Origin of the sequence: Actinoallomurus sp. NPDC052274 (assembly GCF_040679475.1) — a bacterium.
In the GTDB taxonomy this organism is placed as follows: domain Bacteria; phylum Actinomycetota; class Actinomycetes; order Streptosporangiales; family Streptosporangiaceae; genus Actinoallomurus; species Actinoallomurus liliacearum.
In genome coordinates, this window is record NZ_JBFAUT010000010.1 from 21,589 (window position 1) to 38,596 (window position 17,008).

The 17,008-nt window shown below is 66.6% G+C and carries 19 protein-coding genes and 1 tRNA gene; 13 read left to right on the plus strand and 7 right to left on the minus strand.

Features of this window, described 5'->3' with window-relative positions:
- Positions 1 to 441 precede the first annotated feature (441 nt).
- Positions 442 to 2,226, plus strand: a complete 1,785-nt coding sequence (locus tag AB0K82_RS11365; RefSeq protein ID WP_364395439.1) for an ATP-binding protein — start codon at positions 442 to 444, stop codon at positions 2,224 to 2,226.
- 29 nt (positions 2,227 to 2,255) lie between these two features.
- Here the strand turns inward: AB0K82_RS11365 and AB0K82_RS11370 are convergent, their stop codons facing one another.
- The 3 genes from AB0K82_RS11370 to AB0K82_RS11380 all read right to left on the minus strand — a co-directional run bounded on the left by AB0K82_RS11370 (position 2,256) and on the right by AB0K82_RS11380 (position 4,915).
- The gene (locus tag AB0K82_RS11370; protein WP_364395441.1) at positions 2,256 to 2,834 is read right to left on the minus strand and encodes a hypothetical protein; all 579 of its coding nucleotides are present in this window, start codon (positions 2,832 to 2,834) and stop codon (positions 2,256 to 2,258) included.
- A gap of 414 nt (positions 2,835 to 3,248) precedes the next feature.
- Positions 3,249 to 3,956 carry an HAD family phosphatase gene (locus AB0K82_RS11375; RefSeq protein ID WP_364395443.1) on the minus strand — a complete coding sequence of 236 codons (708 nt, stop codon included), beginning with the start codon at positions 3,954 to 3,956 and terminating at the stop codon, positions 3,249 to 3,251.
- Positions 3,953 to 4,915, minus strand: a complete 963-nt coding sequence (locus AB0K82_RS11380) for a hypothetical protein (RefSeq protein WP_364395445.1) — start codon at positions 4,913 to 4,915, stop codon at positions 3,953 to 3,955. The genes AB0K82_RS11375 and AB0K82_RS11380 overlap by 4 nt, the downstream gene beginning before the upstream one ends.
- A 524-nt stretch (positions 4,916 to 5,439) precedes the next feature.
- On the opposite strand from AB0K82_RS11380, the gene AB0K82_RS11385 reads away from it, so the two are divergent.
- Complete coding sequence (locus tag AB0K82_RS11385) at positions 5,440 to 5,727, plus strand: hypothetical protein (protein WP_364395447.1); 288 nt, start codon at positions 5,440 to 5,442, stop codon at positions 5,725 to 5,727.
- Complete coding sequence (locus tag AB0K82_RS11390; RefSeq protein WP_364395449.1) at positions 5,724 to 5,957, plus strand: hypothetical protein; 234 nt, start codon at positions 5,724 to 5,726, stop codon at positions 5,955 to 5,957. Before AB0K82_RS11385 ends, AB0K82_RS11390 begins: the two co-directional genes overlap by 4 nt.
- Before the next feature lie 69 nt (positions 5,958 to 6,026).
- Here AB0K82_RS11390 and AB0K82_RS11395 read toward each other — a convergent pair whose 3' ends face one another.
- On the minus strand, positions 6,027 to 6,407 hold the full coding sequence (locus AB0K82_RS11395; protein WP_364395451.1) for a winged helix-turn-helix domain-containing protein: 381 nt from the start codon (positions 6,405 to 6,407) through the stop codon (positions 6,027 to 6,029).
- Positions 6,408 to 6,550: 143 nt separating this feature from the next.
- On the opposite strand from AB0K82_RS11395, the gene AB0K82_RS11400 reads away from it, so the two are divergent.
- The 9 genes from AB0K82_RS11400 to AB0K82_RS11440 all read left to right on the plus strand — a co-directional run bounded on the left by AB0K82_RS11400 (position 6,551) and on the right by AB0K82_RS11440 (position 12,718).
- Positions 6,551 to 6,895, plus strand: a complete 345-nt coding sequence (locus AB0K82_RS11400) for a hypothetical protein (protein WP_364395453.1) — start codon at positions 6,551 to 6,553, stop codon at positions 6,893 to 6,895.
- A gap of 12 nt (positions 6,896 to 6,907) precedes the next feature.
- The gene (locus tag AB0K82_RS11405) at positions 6,908 to 8,266 is read left to right on the plus strand and encodes an FtsK/SpoIIIE domain-containing protein (protein ID WP_364395455.1); all 1,359 of its coding nucleotides are present in this window, start codon (positions 6,908 to 6,910) and stop codon (positions 8,264 to 8,266) included.
- A gap of 28 nt (positions 8,267 to 8,294) precedes the next feature.
- The gene (locus tag AB0K82_RS11410; RefSeq protein ID WP_364395457.1) at positions 8,295 to 8,579 is read left to right on the plus strand and encodes a hypothetical protein; all 285 of its coding nucleotides are present in this window, start codon (positions 8,295 to 8,297) and stop codon (positions 8,577 to 8,579) included.
- The gene (locus AB0K82_RS11415; protein ID WP_364395459.1) at positions 8,576 to 9,286 is read left to right on the plus strand and encodes a DUF2637 domain-containing protein; all 711 of its coding nucleotides are present in this window, start codon (positions 8,576 to 8,578) and stop codon (positions 9,284 to 9,286) included. Before AB0K82_RS11410 ends, AB0K82_RS11415 begins: the two co-directional genes overlap by 4 nt.
- A gap of 16 nt (positions 9,287 to 9,302) precedes the next feature.
- A complete protein-coding gene (locus AB0K82_RS11420; RefSeq protein ID WP_364395461.1) occupies positions 9,303 to 9,671 on the plus strand; it encodes a hypothetical protein in 369 nt (122 codons plus the stop codon).
- Positions 9,668 to 9,799, plus strand: coding sequence for a hypothetical protein (locus AB0K82_RS11425; protein WP_364395463.1), 132 nt, complete (start codon positions 9,668 to 9,670; stop codon positions 9,797 to 9,799). The genes AB0K82_RS11420 and AB0K82_RS11425 overlap by 4 nt, the downstream gene beginning before the upstream one ends.
- A gap of 95 nt (positions 9,800 to 9,894) precedes the next feature.
- Entirely contained in the window at positions 9,895 to 11,295 is a 1,401-nt protein-coding gene (locus tag AB0K82_RS11430) for a replication initiator (protein WP_364395465.1), read from the plus strand.
- Positions 11,292 to 11,474, plus strand: coding sequence for a helix-turn-helix domain-containing protein (locus AB0K82_RS11435; RefSeq protein WP_364395467.1), 183 nt, complete (start codon positions 11,292 to 11,294; stop codon positions 11,472 to 11,474). Before AB0K82_RS11430 ends, AB0K82_RS11435 begins: the two co-directional genes overlap by 4 nt.
- The gene (locus AB0K82_RS11440) at positions 11,474 to 12,718 is read left to right on the plus strand and encodes a tyrosine-type recombinase/integrase (RefSeq protein ID WP_364395469.1); all 1,245 of its coding nucleotides are present in this window, start codon (positions 11,474 to 11,476) and stop codon (positions 12,716 to 12,718) included. Before AB0K82_RS11435 ends, AB0K82_RS11440 begins: the two co-directional genes overlap by 1 nt.
- A gap of 70 nt (positions 12,719 to 12,788) precedes the next feature.
- Here AB0K82_RS11440 and AB0K82_RS11445 read toward each other — a convergent pair.
- Both AB0K82_RS11445 and AB0K82_RS11450 read right to left on the minus strand, forming a co-directional pair.
- A tRNA-Arg gene (locus AB0K82_RS11445) sits at positions 12,789 to 12,861 on the minus strand.
- A 295-nt stretch (positions 12,862 to 13,156) separates the two neighbouring features.
- Positions 13,157 to 14,572 carry a phospholipase D-like domain-containing protein gene (locus AB0K82_RS11450; protein ID WP_364395471.1) on the minus strand — a complete coding sequence of 472 codons (1,416 nt, stop codon included), beginning with the start codon at positions 14,570 to 14,572 and terminating at the stop codon, positions 13,157 to 13,159.
- A gap of 234 nt (positions 14,573 to 14,806) precedes the next feature.
- Here AB0K82_RS11450 and AB0K82_RS11455 point away from each other — a divergent pair, with 234 nt between their 5' ends.
- Positions 14,807 to 16,030, plus strand: a complete 1,224-nt coding sequence (locus AB0K82_RS11455) for a sigma factor (RefSeq protein WP_364395473.1) — start codon at positions 14,807 to 14,809, stop codon at positions 16,028 to 16,030.
- 25 nt (positions 16,031 to 16,055) lie between these two features.
- On the opposite strand, the gene AB0K82_RS11460 is transcribed toward AB0K82_RS11455, so the two are convergent.
- Complete coding sequence (locus tag AB0K82_RS11460) at positions 16,056 to 16,748, minus strand: hypothetical protein (protein ID WP_364395475.1); 693 nt, start codon at positions 16,746 to 16,748, stop codon at positions 16,056 to 16,058.
- Between the last annotated feature and the right edge of the window lie 260 nt (positions 16,749 to 17,008).

A 17,008-nucleotide genomic window follows, 5' to 3' on the forward strand; every position in this document is an offset into this window, starting at 1 on the left:
CGCCTATGACGCTCGCCTCTGCATGCGCAGCCTTCTCTAAGCACTCCCTGCCACGGCTAGAGCATGGTCCAAGCCTGCGCTCCATCCAGTGATCAACATTACAGGATGGTAACGATCTAGCGACAGACGCCCCTGGAGTGGGATACCGTCGCTACGCTCCGCAACTGCTTGCAGTTAGCCTAGCGGCGGAGCGTAGCGACGGTATCCAGCCAGAAGCCTGTCCTACTGCCACGGCGTGTAGTCCGAGCACAGGCCGGCCACAGCCCACCGCAGCGGCAGCGGCTAGCCCCGGCAGCCTCTGATGCAGCAAAGGCAGGCCCCAAACGAACGGTAGCGCTGAAAGTGTCTCTACCTCCTCCTATGCTAGACGGACAACCTCCTATGCGGGGAGGTGTCGCCTCCTAACTTAGGAGGACGCTCGCTGAACCGAGGAGGAAGACGATGACCGGCGACTGGGTCGAGAACCAAGTGCAGGCGCTCCGGAAGTTCGGCGCTGAAGCCGCACGGATCGAGGCGAAATCAGCAGCAGGTGGTCTACCCCGGTCCGCACGCGAAAGCCTATCCGCGTTCGCTAATACACCCGGCGGCGGCACTCTGATTCTTGGCCTAGAAGATGGCGAGGGATTCCCTGTATCGGGACTGACCAATCCGGGAAAATTGCAATCCGACCTTGCCGATCTATGCAGAGAGGCATTCTCTCCGCCGTTGCATCCAGAGATTGCTATCGCGGAGATCGACGGTTCCCCCGTAGTCGCAGCTCGCATCCCAGAACTGCCTAGAGAGCAGAAACCCTGCTATATCAAGACGCAGGGTATAAATAAGGGCAGTTACATAAGAGTCGCCGATACCGACAGACTTCTAACGTCTGAGGAAGTCCAACAACTTATAGCCGAGCGGGGGCAACCGGCCTTCGATTTTGAGCCGGTGGCAGGCTCCAGTATAGAAGACCTAGATGCTGGCGCAATCAGCGCTTACGTCGAGCGATTGCGGCACCAAAACAGTCGACTATGGTCGAACGAAGCCGAAGAAACCGTTCTTCGAATGACACGCGTGGTTATTGTTGATTCCCAAGGTGTCCTTAGGCCGACCATGGCCGGCCTGCTAGCTCTAGGTCGCTATCCGCAACAGTATTTCCCGCAGCTCAATGTCACTTTCGTTCACTACCCAACCGTTTCAGGTGAGACAACTGTTTCAGGCGTGAGATTCCTAGATAACGTATCCATCGACGGCTCGATTCCATACATGGTGCGAGATGCGTTGGCCATTGTGCAACGCAACATGAGCCGTCGATCACTGATCGCCGCAGAAGGGAGAATGGACGTATGGGAGTATCCGCCTGTCGCCCTCCGGGAAGCGATTGTCAACGCGCTCGTACACCGCGACCTATCCCCTGGATCTCGGGGCACTCAGGTGCAAATAGAGATGTATCCCGATCGGCTACGAATCCACAACCCAGGTGGACTTTTCGGGTCTCTTGATATCAACCATCTTGGCGAAGAGGGGCGTTCCTCTGCTCGAAATGCCGTACTGATGAAAATGCTCGAAGATGTGGTTATTCCGGGCGACGATCGCCCTGTGTGCGAGAATCGTGGGTCGGGAATTAGAGACATGATCGCCTCCCTGCGCCGAGCAGGCATGAGCCCGCCAAGATTCCGGGATAAAGTTACTTCCTTTGAAGTAACTATGCCGAATCACGCGCTGCTTGATGAAGAGACCATACTTTGGCTCAACTCAATTGGCCGAGAAGGGCTGCGAAACGGGCAGTGCATCGCATTGGCGATGATGCGAAGAGGTGAGATTCTCGACAATACGAAGTACAGGGCCGCTACGGGAATTACTGATAGCAGGACTGCCACCTTCGAACTTCAAGATCTCGTCGCGCGGGAGCTTGTAGATCAAACCGGCACGCGCGGGAGCGCGCGTTATACTCTTTCGGACTTCGCCAGGAATGCTGGGAGCGGAGGGTCTCGGCGCATACCCCGGCCTAACCGTCGCGCGCAGATCACTGAAGCTATTCATCTTCGTGGAACCCTCTCGAAGAGTGAAATCGCCGACATGCTTGACGTGAGCCCCAAGACCGTCGAGCACTGGCTAAGGGTTCTTAAGAGAGAAGGCGAAATCGAAGCGACCGAGGGTAGCCGCTCCAGCAAGAACACTCGTTACCGCTTGTCCGGTAAGGCCTTGCAGCGTCCGCTTTTTGAAGATCACCCAGAAGCGAGCGACTAAAGCCGACTAGCCGTCCTCAATACCAACCGTTATGGTGCCCCGCTATCAGGTTCTCGTTTTTCGCTATTGCGCGCATCAAACAGGCGATTAAACAGCTCGTCCAGATCTTGCGGGCGAGGCTCTTCACTATCCTTACGCGGTTCCTCTTTTACGAGAGCTTCGAGTTTTCGAAGTATCGTAGAAACCTCATTTGCAGTGGACACGTAAGTCAGTGCTTCCCCTGCCGTCGGCTCATGGTCTCCATGGGCAACACGGTTGCGCAGAATACGAAGACGGTCGATGATTTTGAGCATACTCCCTGGGATGATTCGAACTTCAATCAAGTGCCTGAACAGATTGCCTGGCGCTTTTTTGTCGATGCCATAGAGCATAGCCAGGCGCCGCGCGGATTTCTCAATCTCTGACCAAACACCCATGATCGCCGCGGATGGTGCGGTCTCAGCCATTTCCGAGTAAGTCCGCCAGAGCTCTGAGTGCACCTCCGTATCCGCTAGTTCATCACTACCTGTTCCGGTAAGTTCGTCCGCCGCTTGCTCGACCTCGGCTAGCTCATCGCCAAAGGTGAATTTCTGACCCAGACCCTCATAGCTCCTCACATGCTCGATCAAAGACCCAATCTGTTTACGAAAAAACATAAGAGCTACAAGGGCCAAGACTGGCCAGGACAGGATGTGACCGATTGTTTTGTCTATGAATTGGAGCCACCCCATAGTCAACAGTATGAGGGAACGATGCCGAGAAGTCGCGCATTTTGGCTAGTTCAAGCGCTCGACGCTCCGCCAGCGGCTGCCTTTGTCTCCGTCGTCTGCTCCCGCAACGACGTGGCGGTCGGCCGGCTCGGGCCGGGATCGGCCCGCAGCGGCCGCACGCCCGGCCCGAGGGCCGGTCGGCCGCCGGCGGCCCGCGTAGCGGGGCGCCCTTGAAGACGTAGAGAAAGTCCTCATTCGGCAGGTCTGCCCGTTCAGCCCCTAGAACGCTGGTGTCTTGTCTGGTGCTCGCGGCGGTGCCTGGCTGTCTCCTGGTCAGTCGGTAGCGGGCTGCCGCCTGGTGAGGTGCGGGATGAGTTCGGCCATGTCCGTGATGACGGCGTCGGCTCCGGCTGCGGTGAAGCGTTCTAGCTTGCCGGGCTTGTTGGCGTAGCCGATGCTGAGCGTTCCGGCGTTGTGTGCTCCCTCGATATCGCTGAGGGAGTCGCCGATCAGGACACAGTCGGCGGGCGCCGCGCTGAGCTCCTTGACGGCCTGGCCGATCAGGTGGGGGTCGGGTTTGAGCAGCCGGGGGTCTGGGTCGGTGCGGCCGATGATGGCGGTGAACATCGGTGCGAGGCCGGCGGCCGTGAGGTATCGCGCGACTGCTTCGCGGGAGTTGTTGCTCACGGCGGCGAGGGCGCGGCCGTCGTTGTAGGCCGTTTCGATGACCTGTCGGGTGTGTGAGGTGGCGTCGGCTACCTCGACGGCGCGGAGCTCCATCTTGCGCAGCTCGTCTGCGACGGTCTGGGTGAGGTCGGGGCTGATGGTCGCGGCGAAGCGCAACACGTCGAACGGATCACCAGAGGATGCGGCGCCACCCGTGATCTCGACGCCTTCTCCCGTAACCAGGCCGCGGAGATGAACGGCGATGGTGGGGGCGGGTAGTCCGGAGAAGATGCCGCAGATGGGGCCGTCGAAGTCGAACAGCAGATACCGGCTGTGGGACAGGACGTCGGCCAGGGCAGTAGGGGGCGGGGTCATCCGGTGAACTCGCGGCTGATCGTCTCCCAGACGGTGTTGAACCACTGGCGGGCCTGGGTGACGTACTGTGCCCCGACGGCTGAGCCGTCATGGACGGTGTGTCGGAACAAGCTTGCTTCCTTCCCCATCAGGTCGAACATGGGATGCGGTGTGCCCTTGATCTGCACGACATGTTGCCTGATCGGGTAGAAGCCGAAGAAGACCTCTTCGTTGTTCACGATGTAGAGCTTGAACAGCGGCGGGCAGTCGTGAACGCGGACTTCGGCCTTGGCGCTGTCGAGGATGCCCAGGTCGGCCAGTTCCTCGACCGAGTCCAGGATGGCTTGCCCGTGGCGCAGCATGATCCGGGTCGCGCGTTCGCGGAACTCCGGGTCATCGCCCAGGTCGTCACTGCGGCACGGTACGGCCATCGGCTTGGAGACATCGGGCACGAGGATACGCAGGGTGAGACTCTGCGGTTTGAGCTGGCCGGCGCGGATCTTGTCGAGTGGTTCTTGGATGACGCCGTGCAGCGTCTCGCCGGAGAAGCCGAAGAAGTCGATCGCGACGTGTTCGCGGTCGAAGGCCGCTTCGACGTAGGGCCGGATGCTGATCGGTGAGGGGGCCACCGCTGCGTCGATGGGGAGCGTGGCGGTTGTTGCGGTCGGGCCGGCGGGGACTGCCACGCCTTGATGTGCGTCTTGCTCGTCATTGACGCGTTCGAATAGCTGTTCCGCAGTCCATCCGGGGAACATCTTTTCAAGAACGCGGCAGTGGTCGGGATACGGGAGCTTTTTGACATCTCCGGAGATCCAGCGGTGGAGCTGCGCGCGGCTGGGTCCTCTGCCGACAAGGGACGGGTCGACCTTGCGCGCGGCTTTGTCGTATTCGGCGCTGAACGTCCGGTAGGTCTGCCAATGGCGTTCGCGGAGTAGCGCTTTCAACCGCACGGGGGGATTCGTCTTCGCTTGCTCGTCCATTAGGGCGAACGTAACACGAGGTGAGCAATAGATGAGACGAAGAGAGAACGAGACGGCCGAGATGCGATAGGCGCGGTCTCGCAGCGAAACACCCTGCCGGGCGAGGCTCGGGATCGTGAACGTTGAACGGAACACCGAGCTTGGTACGCCGACCCGTCTGGAGGGCGTGGGGCGGGTCGCGTCGATTGATCGAGCGCGTCGGCAGGCTGCGAACAGGAGGGCTGCGGGCTTGACGGAGGTCGAGCGTCGGCTACTGCTCGAAGAGATCGCGCGGATTTCTGCGGAGTTGGGCGACTTGCAGGTCAAGGCTGCTGAGGTCGCGCGTCGCGTTGCGAGTTTGTCGAGTTCACGGGCGCAGCGGACGGCCTGAATCAGCTAACGCGCTGGCCGTGGCGCTGTGATGAGCTGCGGGGCCGGTGGCGCGAGATCGGGTCATTTGTGGCCTGCCTCTCTCCGCGCGGGTGGAGTTGAGGGATGACCTGGGCCCCTGTCGCCGGCCTCGCTTCCGACCGAGGGAGCACAGCATGGACGGGATCAACCGAAAACAGGAGCTGGAGACGCTGGTCGAGTTGTGCCGCGAACTAGCCCGGCTCGGCGTCAAGCCGGGACTCAGCGACGCTCGCCCGGCCCTGTCGATACGAACCGAGTTGAGCCACCGGAAGATCTGGGTGGAGGTCGACGCCTCGCGTGGGGCGTTCGTGTGGCGCCGCGACGACCACGAGCGCCACCCCCTCGACGACCCGGCCGGCGCGGCGGCACGCCTCGCCGAGTACCTGAAGCGGCGCGACGCGGGGCCAGGCGAACAGTCATGACGGCCGATCCGGCCGCCGTGCTGCATCGGCGGTTCCCGGGGCTGGTGTTCTGGTTCGGTGCGCGCACGGGAGCGTGGTGGGCGATCGTCCCGCCCCCGGCCGGATGGCGGCTGATCGAGGCCGCCGATCCTGATCAGTTGACCCAAGCGGTCATCAAGTCCCAGTCGTGGCCCTGGCCCTCGCCGCGTCAAGGCGCACGCTGGACGCTGGGCGTCGGTCGGTACCGCTAACGCTCCCGCAACCGCGCCGTACGTCCGTACCCTGCGCGCAGTCGACGGGCAGAAGGACCGGGCGCCCGTTCAGAGGTTCTTGGTGCGCTCGTCGAGTTGTTCGATCCTCGCGCGTAGGTGCCCGATGGCACTGCGCATCTCTTGCAGCTGACCGAAGATCATCTGGAACTCTTCGCTGCGTTCTGCCGAGTCGTTCTCGGTGGCGGCTGATGAGTCCGGCAATGCGATGACGACGGTACGGCTTCCCTGCCTGCTCTCTAGCAGCCCTTCGCTGCGCAGGACATCCACGGCGCGTTCGATGGTCGCCTTGGCCGACCCGAACCGCTCGGCCAGTTCCCCGATCGGCGGGAACGGCTCCCCGATCGGAAACCGCCCGGCGGCGAGGTCTTCTCGCAGCTCATCCGCGATGCGGACGTACAGCTTCCGGCGGTCCGGGTGCGCACTTGGCATAGGTCAAGGGTAGACGATCCAGCCCAGGTTTCTAGGTTCCCCAAGAAAGTTGCCCAAGATCGCTTGACTCTCCTTCCTTCCTGACTAACCTATGAAACTGACCTTCCTAGAGAAGCTAGGGAGGCCGTTCCTGAGGGAGTGTCATGCAGAACATCGGTATCCCGGTCGACACCCGCGCTCTGACCTTCGTGTGCGTGGCGCCGCCTGCGCCCAAGCTGGTCAACCGCGAGACCGGTGAGGTCAAGGTCGACGCCGGGGGCCGCACGGTCTTCCAGGTGGGTCTGTCGGTGGCGACCGAGGCCGGCCGGATCGACCTGGTGACGGTGAACGTCCCCGGTGACCCGCAGGTCCAGGTGGGCCAGATCGTGACGGTCTCGGATCTGATCGCGCGGCCGTGGAAGCAGGTGATCGGCGGGCAGGAGCGCCACGGGATCTCGTTCGGGGCCTCGGCTGTGGTTCCGGCGTCGGCCACCGTCCGGGCCGCCTGAGCGGGGCTCGTCATGTTCGACAAGGCAACGCTGTGGGTAGCGGGTGCGGGTCTTGTCGCCGTGGTTGCCGGGGGCCTGGCGTGGCGGCGGGTGCATCCGCTGTCGTTCTGGCTGTGCGTCGGGTTCCCGGCCCGCGCGGTCTGGCTCTACGCGACCTGGCAACACGTCGCCTCGGCCTGCAAGCTCACCCACAAGCGGCGGCGCTGGCGCGTCACCCTCGACTCGATCCCGGTCCTGGGTGCCGCCTCGCGTGAGGCCACGGCGATCGTGGAGCGCCGGCACGTGCGGCGGGTCGAGATCGAGAAGGCTCCCCGGCTCGGGTTGATCCGGCCGTCTCGGCTGGGTTGGCGGTTGCCGATCACGCTGAACGACGGTCAGATCCCGGACGACTTCGCCAAGGTGGCCGAACGGCTGGCGCACGCGTGGCGGGCTCATGCGGTGCGGGTGCTGGAGTCCCGGCCGGGCAAGGTCGTGCTGATCGCCACCCGCAAAGACCCGCTGACCTCGGTACCGCCGGTGCCGCCTGAGCCGGATGACTTGCTAAGGGTGCGGCCTGGGGTGCTGGAGAACGGGCGGCCGTGGGTGATCGACTTCAAGACCGTCCCGCACTGGCTGTTCGCCGGCGCCACCCAATCCGGCAAGTCCACGCTGCTCAACGCCATCATCCGCGGCCTTGCCCCGCAACCGGTCGCCCTGGTCGGCTTCGACCTCAAAGGCGGCGTGGAACTCACCCCCTACGCGGCCCGTATGTCCGCGCTCGCGACCACGCGGGCGGGGTGTGTGCGGCTCCTCGATGGGCTGGTGTCGGAGTTGACGCACCGGATGGCCGACTGCCGCGAACACGGCGTGCGCAACGTGTGGCGACTCCCCGACGAGCTACGCCCGATGCCGATCGTGGTGGTGGTCGACGAGGTCGCCGAACTCTTCCTCGTCGCCGACAAGACGGAAAAGGACACCGTCGCGAAAACGTCGGTGGCGCTGTTGCGCATCGCTCAGTTGGGGCGGGCGTTCGGGGTCTACCTGATCGTCTGTGGCCAGCGCATCGGCTCCGACCTCGGACCCGGCGTCACCGCGCTGCGCTCCCAACTGTCCGGGCGGGTCTGTCACCGCGTCAACGATCCGGAGACGGCCACGATGACGCTCGGCGACATGGACCCCGCCGCACTCGAAGCAGCCCGCGCCATCCCCGCCGAAACCCCCGGCGTGGCGATCGTGGCCGGCAGCGACGGGTCCTGGCACCGCGCCCGCTCCGCACTCACCACCGAGACCGACGCGGAAGACGCCGCCCACGCACACCGCCACCTCGCCACCCCCTGGCGTGACCTCGTCCGCACCGGCCCGCGCGCCATCCCGGACGACCAAGCCGCCTGAACTTCTCCTCGACCTTCCGGAGACTTCCGTGTCCAACGTCATCGCCCTGCGCCGTCCCGCCGTCCGCATCCCGTCCGCTCGTCCTCGCCTCCGGGACGGCCGCCCGTCCTCGTCCCGCCGCCTCGTCCTTGACGCCGTCCGGGTCACCTTCGACGACACCCGCGGTGTCCACGTCGCGGCCTGCGCTCGCTGCGCCGAGACGGAATCGGCCTACTCCGGCGGGTTGGGCTGGCTGCTCGACTGGGCCGAGACCCACCGCTGCGATCCGGAGTTGGCCGCCCTGCTCACCGCGTGCGACCAGGAGGCGGCATGATCCCCCGCCTCGGCGGCCTGCTCGCCGACTCCGGGCCGGTCGTCGTGCTGGCCGGGATCGCTGCGGCGGGCTCGTTCACCCACATCCGCGACACCGCCCGCCAGCACGGACAACACGGCTGGATGGCCTGGGCCATCGCCATCTGCATCGACCTCACCTGCGTCATGGCCGCCCGCGAACGCCAACGCGACCGCCGCACCGGCCGCCGCACCGGACCGATCTCCTGGCCCTCGCTCGTCCTGGCCGGCGGGGTCGTGCTGTCCCTGGCCGCCAACCTCGCCCAAGCCGAACCCACCCCCTGGGGCTGGCTCACCGCAGCAACCCCGGCGGGCGCGTTCCTGGTCGCTGTCTCGATGCTCGAACGACGCTCCGCCGGTCGACACCCGGCGGAGGCCTCCTCGTCGTCCTCGTCCGCGACGGGCGCTGTCGAGTCGTCCCCGGTGCCGCCGTCGTTCGGACGGCCGTCCTCGGACCTCGTCCTCGTCCGGGACGACGCGCCGAAGCAGGACGAGCGTCGGGACGAGCCTGCCTCGACGGGCGGCCCGGCGGGTGGTCCGGCGGCCGAACTGCTCACCTTCGCCCGCCGCGTCGCCACCGAACACGAACAACGCCACGGACGCCCGATCACCCGCGATGCGCTCCGCGCACGGCTCGGGGTCTCCAACCAGCTCGCCTCTGACCTGCTCCGCCAGATCCGCACCGCCTGACAAGGGAGATCACGTCATGACCGCACAGCCGATCGTTCCCGGTGACCTGTTCGCCCGCCACCAGACCATCGCCGGCCTCCGGGCGCTGGCTGACTTCCTGGAGGCCAACCCTGGCGTTCCGGTCAACCCCTTCGGGTGGGAGCTCAGCTACCACCCCCACGACACCGACGAGCACGAGGCGGCCGAAGTTGAGAGGATCGCCGCCCTGCTCGACGCCGTCCCGGTCGACGAGCGGGGCGCCGGCGGCCACTACACCGCCTCCAAGACCTTCGGCCGGATCACGTACAAGGTCGTCCACGTCCCCGCCCGCCGCATGGCCGCCCACGAAGCGCTGATGAGCTACGCCGACGTCTTCGAGGCCACGGCCGCCCAGGACGCCGCGTGATGGGGCTCGACGAGGAGCGTGCGGCGCTGGTGCCGCATGTGGAGCGCTGGGCGTGCTGCCACTGCACCGGCGGCCTGACCTCCGAGGGCCAGACCTGCCAGCACTGCCAGGGCCTCGGGTTCTCCTGACGCCCTGCGCCCCCGGCGTGGCCACACAACCGCCAAGTTCCGCGCCACGTCGGGGGCCATCCCCAACCGCTCACACGATGGGAGACCTCTTCATCTTGCCTGCTGCCGTCCCCTCCCCGCTCACCCTCCGCGACATCGCCCGCCGCGCTGGCTCCCCCGACTACCAGCGTTGGGCCGCCCAGGTCCGCCGGACCGGCGGCTGCGCCCAACCGATCCACCTGCGCGGGTGTGTCGATTACCGGGACCCGCTGACCGGTGCCCTGCTCCACCGCTACTCGACCGCGCATGAGCCGGACGGGGTTTTGCGGGTGGCGTGCAAGACCCGTCGTGCCTCGCGGTGTCCCGCGTGTGCGGAGGTCTACCGGGCCGACACTTACCAACTGGTGCGGGCTGGCCTGGTCGGCGGCAAGGGCGTCCCCGACACCGTCACCGCTCACCCGGCCGTGTTCGTCACCTTGACCGCTCCCTCGTTCGGGCCGGTCCACGCCCGACGCGAAAAGGCCGGCGCCGTCCAGCCCTGCCACCCTCGCCGCGACCTTCCCGAATGCCCGCACGGGCGTCCGCAGTCCTGCACCGACCGGCACGGGGTCGACGATCCGCGGCTGGGCGAACCGCTGTGCCCAGACTGCTACGACTACACCGGCTCAGTCCTGTTCAACGCCCTCGCCCCCGAACTGTGGCGGCGCTTCACGCTCGCTCTGCGCCGGCGGCTGGCCAAAGCGGCGGGCCTGACCGTGGCCGAACTTCGCGGCGCTCTCACCGTGTCGTTTGCCAAGGTCGCCGAATACCAGCGGCGGGGCGTCGTCCACTTCCACGCCGTCATCCGCCTCGACGGACCCGACGGGCCAACCACTGCCCCACCGGCCTGGGCGACGCATGACCTCCTCGACGACGCCGTACGCCACGCGGCCCGCGCGGTCACGGTCACCACGCCCGACGCGGAGGACGTACCGGCGCGCTCGCTGGCGTGGGGTCCGCAAGTTGATTTGCGGACCATCACCACGACCGGGGAACTGACCGACCAAGCCGTGGCCGGCTACATCGCCAAATACGCCACCAAAGCCGCTGAGTGCGTCGGCACCCTCGACCGGCGCATCCGCCCGACAGACGACCTCGACCGGCTGAACATCCGCGAGCACGCCCGACGGCTCATCAGTGAGTGTCGGCGGCTGGGCGCACTGGCGGAGATGGCCGATCTACGGCTTGCGGACTGGGCTCACATGCTCGGCTTCCGAGGCCACTTCTCGACCAAGTCCCGCCGCTACTCCACCACCCTCGGCGCGCTGCGTGAGGCGCGCATGGCCTTCAACCAGCGCGAACACGACATCACCACCGGCCGACTGCCCCTCTTCGACGACGACCAGGTCCTCGTCGTCGCGCACTGGGACTACGTCGGCCAAGGCCACACCCCCGGCGAAGCCTTCCTATCCGCTGCGCTCAGCGGCAAGCCCCTGCCACCGCTCAGCCCTGCCTTCGGCGAAGGGATCACCGCATGACCAAGCTCCTGCTCACCGTGCCCGAGGCCGCCACCGCGCTCGGCATCTCCCGCAGCAAACTCTACGAACTCATCAAGGCCGGCGCGATTGCATCGCTCCGCATCGACGGCTCTCGCCGTGTCCCGTACCGCGCTCTGACCGCCTACGTTGATCAGCTCATGGAAGAGGCCGCCGCCTGATGACCAAGACCGCGACCGCGACGCCCGACGAGCCCACACCGCGCAAGCGGGCCAAGAAGAGCAAGCCCAAGCTGCGTGACGGCGTCATGAAGCGGGGCGCGACCTGGTCGTACGTGATCCGCGTCAAGGACCCTGAGACCGGCGTCAGCAAGCCCCGATGGGTCGGCGGCTTCGCCACCGAGGAAGACGCCAAGGCCGCCCGCGACGAGGCACGGGTCAAGGCTCGGCGGGGCGAGTACATCGACCGGAATAGCGCAACCGTCGCTGAATACCTCGACGAATGGATTGAGGCGCACGCGGTCGAAATCAAGCCGAAGACGCTGGCGGACTACCGGCATCTCATCGAACGGCACATCAAACCGCACATCGGTGGCCTACGACTTCAGGCCGTGCGCCCGGCCCGGATCACCAAGCTCTATCGGGACCTTGCGACGAGCGGCGGTCGTGGCGGTAAGGGCCTGTCTCCTCGCACCGTCGCCTACGTCCATGCGGTGCTTCGCAAGGCGTTCGGCGATGCCGTCCGCGTTGACCAGCTCCTCGCCTCGAACCCGGTCGAGCGGGCCAAGCGTCCCCGGATGCAGCTCCGGGAGCCTGGCAAGGTCTGGGATGCCGCGCAGCTCCGGACCTTCCTCGACGTGGCCAAGGAACACCGGCTGTCGGCCTTCTTCCACCTGGCCGCCTACACCGGCGCCCGGCGGGGTGAACTGCTGAACCTACGGTGGCGTGACGTCGACCTCGACGGCAGGCAGATCACCATCTCCGGTTCGGCGGCGTTCATCGCGGGGGAGCGCATCGAGGGGACCACCAAGAGCGGCCGGTCCCGTGTCGTCAGCATCGACGCCGGGACGGTCCAGGTCCTCAAGGCGCACCGGCAGCGGCAGAACGCCGACCGCCTGGCGGCCGGTGAGGAATGGAAGGGTGCGGCCGGCAAGGACGACGACTACCTGTTCACCACGGCATGGGGTGAGCCGATCCACCCTGACACGGTGTCGTCGCTGATGGCCTCCCTGATCGCCCGGCACAACAAGGCAACCCCCGCGACCGCGCTCCCGCCGGCCCGGCTGCACGATCTCCGGCACATCCACGCGACCATGCTCCTGCTCGCCGGGGTTCCCGTTCACGTGGTCGCGGCTCGCCTCGGCCACGCCGACCCATCGATCACCCTCCGGGTCTACGCGCACGTGATCAACGAACAGCTCGTAGAGGCGGCGGACATCTTCGCCAAGCAGATCACGGCGGCGTAGGACGGTCGCTGTTAGCAAACCCGTTAGCAAAAAGGCCCCTTGCGTGATCGCAAGGGGCCTTTGACCTGGGCGCAGCCGGAGGGATTCGAACCCCCAACCTTCTGATCCGTAGTCAGATGCTCTATCCGTTGAGCTACGGCTGCTGGCTTGCAAGAGTGTACGGGACTTGACCTCGGCGCGCGAATCGAATCCCGGGAGCCGGGTTGACGGCGGCCTGGCCGGGGCGTACGCGCCGGAGGCCACCGTCGCTCGATCCCGCGGGGTACGCGCCGAACGGAGTGGACCGCTGACGGAATTCAGCCGGCGGCCGACCCTCGCGGCGGCGGGTACGGCGGCTCTCGTACTCGACCATCCGCGCCGGCGCGCGCCGGCGGCTCCCGTACTCGGCCATCCGCACGGGCGGCTCTCGTACTCGGCCGTCCACGCCGGTGCGCGGCGTCAGTTCTCGTACTCGTCCTGTAGCTCGCGTTCGAGCTCCTGTTCCGCGGGCTTGGGCAGGTACGTACGGGCCTGGAGGTCCTCGCCCGGCGAGTGGCAGCCGGCGATGGGCGCGGAGTGGTACTTCGTCATCTGGGCGCGGACGCCGTCGAAGCCGGCGCGGTAGGCGTTGTACAGCGCCGGGCTGTCGATCCGCAGGAGCGTCTCGTCGTTCTCGCGGAGCGCGCTGTAGCTGAAGTTGTGGCTGCCGGCCAGGATGATCTTCTTGTCCTTCTGCCCGTAGTACACGCCCTCGATCAGAAGGTACTTGTCGTGGGTGAAGGCGCCCTGGGTCTTCGGCTTGCCGTTCGAGCCGAGGACGGGCCGGCCCTGGTCGTCGCGGACCGGGTAGGTGAACTTGGAGCAGCGCAGCACCGGGCCGTGGTACTTCCCGGCCTTCGCGGTGAGGATGTTCTCGGCGGTCCGGCTCATCGCCGAGTAGATCAGCTCGACGTAACAGCCCTTGGCGTCCAGGTCGAAGAGCTTGTGCGCCACGTCCGCGCGGTTCAGCTCGAACATGTTGACCCGGACGATCGTCCGGTGGTCCGAGGTGCCGACCTTCTTGTTGCCGGTGCACTTGACGTTCTTGAGGATCTGGTACACGTCATCGGTGGCCGCCTCCCACGGGGTGGCTCCCCGGCGGGGATAGAAGAAGGTCTTGACGGCGCCGGCGTTGTACGTCCGGTAGTAGTTCGCGTTCTTGCGCATCGCCGCGAGGTCGTTGAAGTAGCGCTGGTAGGCGCCGTACAGCGCGGTGTTGCCGGGGAAGGTGACGGCCTCGTTGAAGTTGGTGAGGCGGGTGTTCGGGCTGATGTTGCCCGAGCCTTGCACCACGACGTTCTTCGTGCCGAGGGTGTCGGAGAACAGGTAGAACTTGTTGTGGTTCTTCGGGGAGCCCTTGGTGCCGATGCAGGCGCCGTCGGGGCTGCAGACGCGCAGGAACGACCGTGCGGTGATCTTCGTGCCGAGCGCCTTCTCCAGCTTCACGACGCCGGCGTTGCGGACGCGGACCTGGCCGGGCTGCAGCGGGGTGTCGCGGGGCGGCTCCCAGGTGTTGCGTTCGTCGACGACGACCTTGACGCCGACGTTCCGCGAGCGATGCGCGTTGATGAGAGCGTTGACGAGGGCGCCGTCGCGCAGGAAGTAGATCGCGAGTTGGATGGTCGAGCCGCGGGCCGCCCCGTTGACCAGTTGGATCAATCGGTTCTCGATGGCGTCCTGCTGGGCGCGGGTCCCGGACGGGGTGCTGAAGACGACGCCGGTCGGGACGGCCGCCGCGCGGGACGGCGGCGTCGCCGCGGCGGCGGCTCCGCCCGTGCCGGCCAGTACGCCGAGTGCCGCCAGGACGGCCCAGACCCGTCGGAGTGATCTCCTCATCGAACCCCCTGTCGTACGGTGCCGCCGCGTACGGGGCGCGCTCGTCGATCAGCCACCGCGCAAGGGGGATTGTGGCATGTGACGCGATTTTCCCGAAATGTGAGCCACGTTCGGGTTCGCCGAACTGGACAATGGATCGAGGCCACGGCTTTTGCGGTAATTCGGGTGATCTTGTGACCTATCCTTGACACTGGTGTAAACAGAGCCGCACCGTCCGATACCTGGAGCACGTGCATGGCAAGGTGGTCCGCGTTCGCCCCCACCGCCGACAGACGCCTGGTCAAGGCGCTGCACGAGGGGGACGAAGAGGCCCTGGCGACGCTGTACGACGTTTACGCCGAGCGGCTGTACGACTACTGTGCGGCGCTTCTCGGTGACCTCAAGGCCGCCGAGGACGTCGTGCACGACACCTTCATCGACGCGTCGCGTCGCGCCCCGCGGCTGCGGGAACGCGAGCGGCTCCGCGCCTGGCTGTACGCCGCGGCGCGCCGACGCTGCCTCCTCCGCAAGCGGCCCGCCGCCATGGCGGACGATGAGGCGTTCGCCCGGCTGGACTTCTTCTACCGAGAGATCCTTTTCCTCGTTCACCGGCACGATCTGACCGGCGAGGACCTGGCCGCGGCTCTCGGGGTCACGACGCTGCGGGCCCAGCGGCGGCTGCACCGGGGCGCCCAGTTGTCGCCCGACGCCGAGACGATCGTGGCGGCGGTCTCGGTGCCCGAACCGCCCCCGGCGCTCCGCCATCGGGTGCTGCACGCCGGGACCGACCCGGAGCTCGCCGGGTACCGGACGGAGATCGCCGCGCGCGGTGGCGCCCTGACCGCCGAGGGGATGCCCCGGCAGCCCGACGCGCCGTCCCGGCTGGCGCGGCGCTGGGCGTTCGCCAGTGGTGGATCGGTGGCGGCGCTGGCGACCGCCGTCGCCGTGATGATGTTCATCGGCCCGAACGTGCCGGTTCCGGACCTGCAGTGGCCCGGCGGGGGCAAGCCGCACTCGAGGACGCCGACCTCCCGGACGACGCCTCCCTCCGATGGGCCGATCCTGACCCGGCCCCCGGTCTCCTCGCCGTCCCGTGGCCAGGCGCCGCCCAACACCGGTCCGCAGCTCCTCCCGACGAACCGTCCGACGAAACCGCCGCCGCCTTCGAAGACGCCGCAGCCGCCCAAGGGCGTCCTCGAGGTGGCGCCCCTCGCGGTCCACATCCAGTCCTCGAGCAAGACCGGTGAGGTCGATCTCACCGCCAAGGACGGCGACGTCGACTGGACCGCGGCCAGCGCCGACCCGAGCATCGTCCTGTCCAGCGCGAGCGGCGCGATCGCGGCCGGCGAGCACGCCACGCTCCAGGTCATCCTGGACCGGAAGGGCATCGTCCTGCCCGGTCAGACCACGGTGACGGTGACCGACGGCGGAGGCCGTTCCACCGCGGTCACCGTCTCCTGGGACTTCTCGCTTCTCTGATCACGGAGGTGCCGTGCCGCCGTCGTCAGCCCCGACCGCCCGGCAGGGCGACGAGGTTCGCGCCGTGGACCGCGCCGCCGGCCTCGCCGACCGCCCGCAGCACCGGCTGGACGATCTCCGCCTCGGCCGCGCGCCGCTGCACGAAGCCGTGGTAGAGCACGCCCTTGGCGTTCACCCGGACCGGCTCGAAGTCGCACGGATCGAGGGAGCAGAAGCCGGTACGGACGACGTCCTGGAACAGCGTCTGCGACACGATCAGTGCGACGTCCCGGTGCTGCTGGTCGGCGAGCAGACGGCGCAGCGGCTTGGCGTTGAGCAGCCGGCTGACGACGATGGGGGCATCGCCCGCCGGGCCGAACGGACCGGGGGTGAGAGTGCCGTGGTGCAGCGCGACGCGCAGCCGCAGTCGCCTGCCGCCGCCGCGCTCCCGGTTGAACTCGCCGAGGATGGCCTCGAGTTGGCGGGTGAAGTCACCGACGACGAGGGAGACGTCGACGTCTTCGGGAAGCACCGCGAGCTCGCCGTCGCCGCTGACCTGTTCGTACCAGCGGCTGCGGTCGAGGCCGACGTTCTGCGCGGCCAGGCTGAGAATATTGCGCAGATCGGTCTGGGCCCGAAGCTGGCCACGCGCGTCGCGCGTGCTGTATTTCTCGACATCGACCGCCAGGACAAGGCGGTAGGTAAGGCGAACGTCAGCATAAACGTCCTTGAGCGGCATGGACACCTCCAAAGCAAACCGGGCTACGCGCCCCCATTCGCTCCACTTGCGGAGAGAGTGTGCCTCTCGGAGGATGACCAGCGCCTCTCTTTTTCGGTACCTTCCCCACGTCCTTCCGGTGACCGCTGAATCCAGCGAACCTTAGACGCGAGAACGGCAACGAAAGATCCTGCGGGTAAGACAACCCTTACCATGGAGGTAGTGGATCTGTCGGATCACGCAGGCCGCCTGAGCCGTTCGACCAGTTCAGCGAGTCGTAA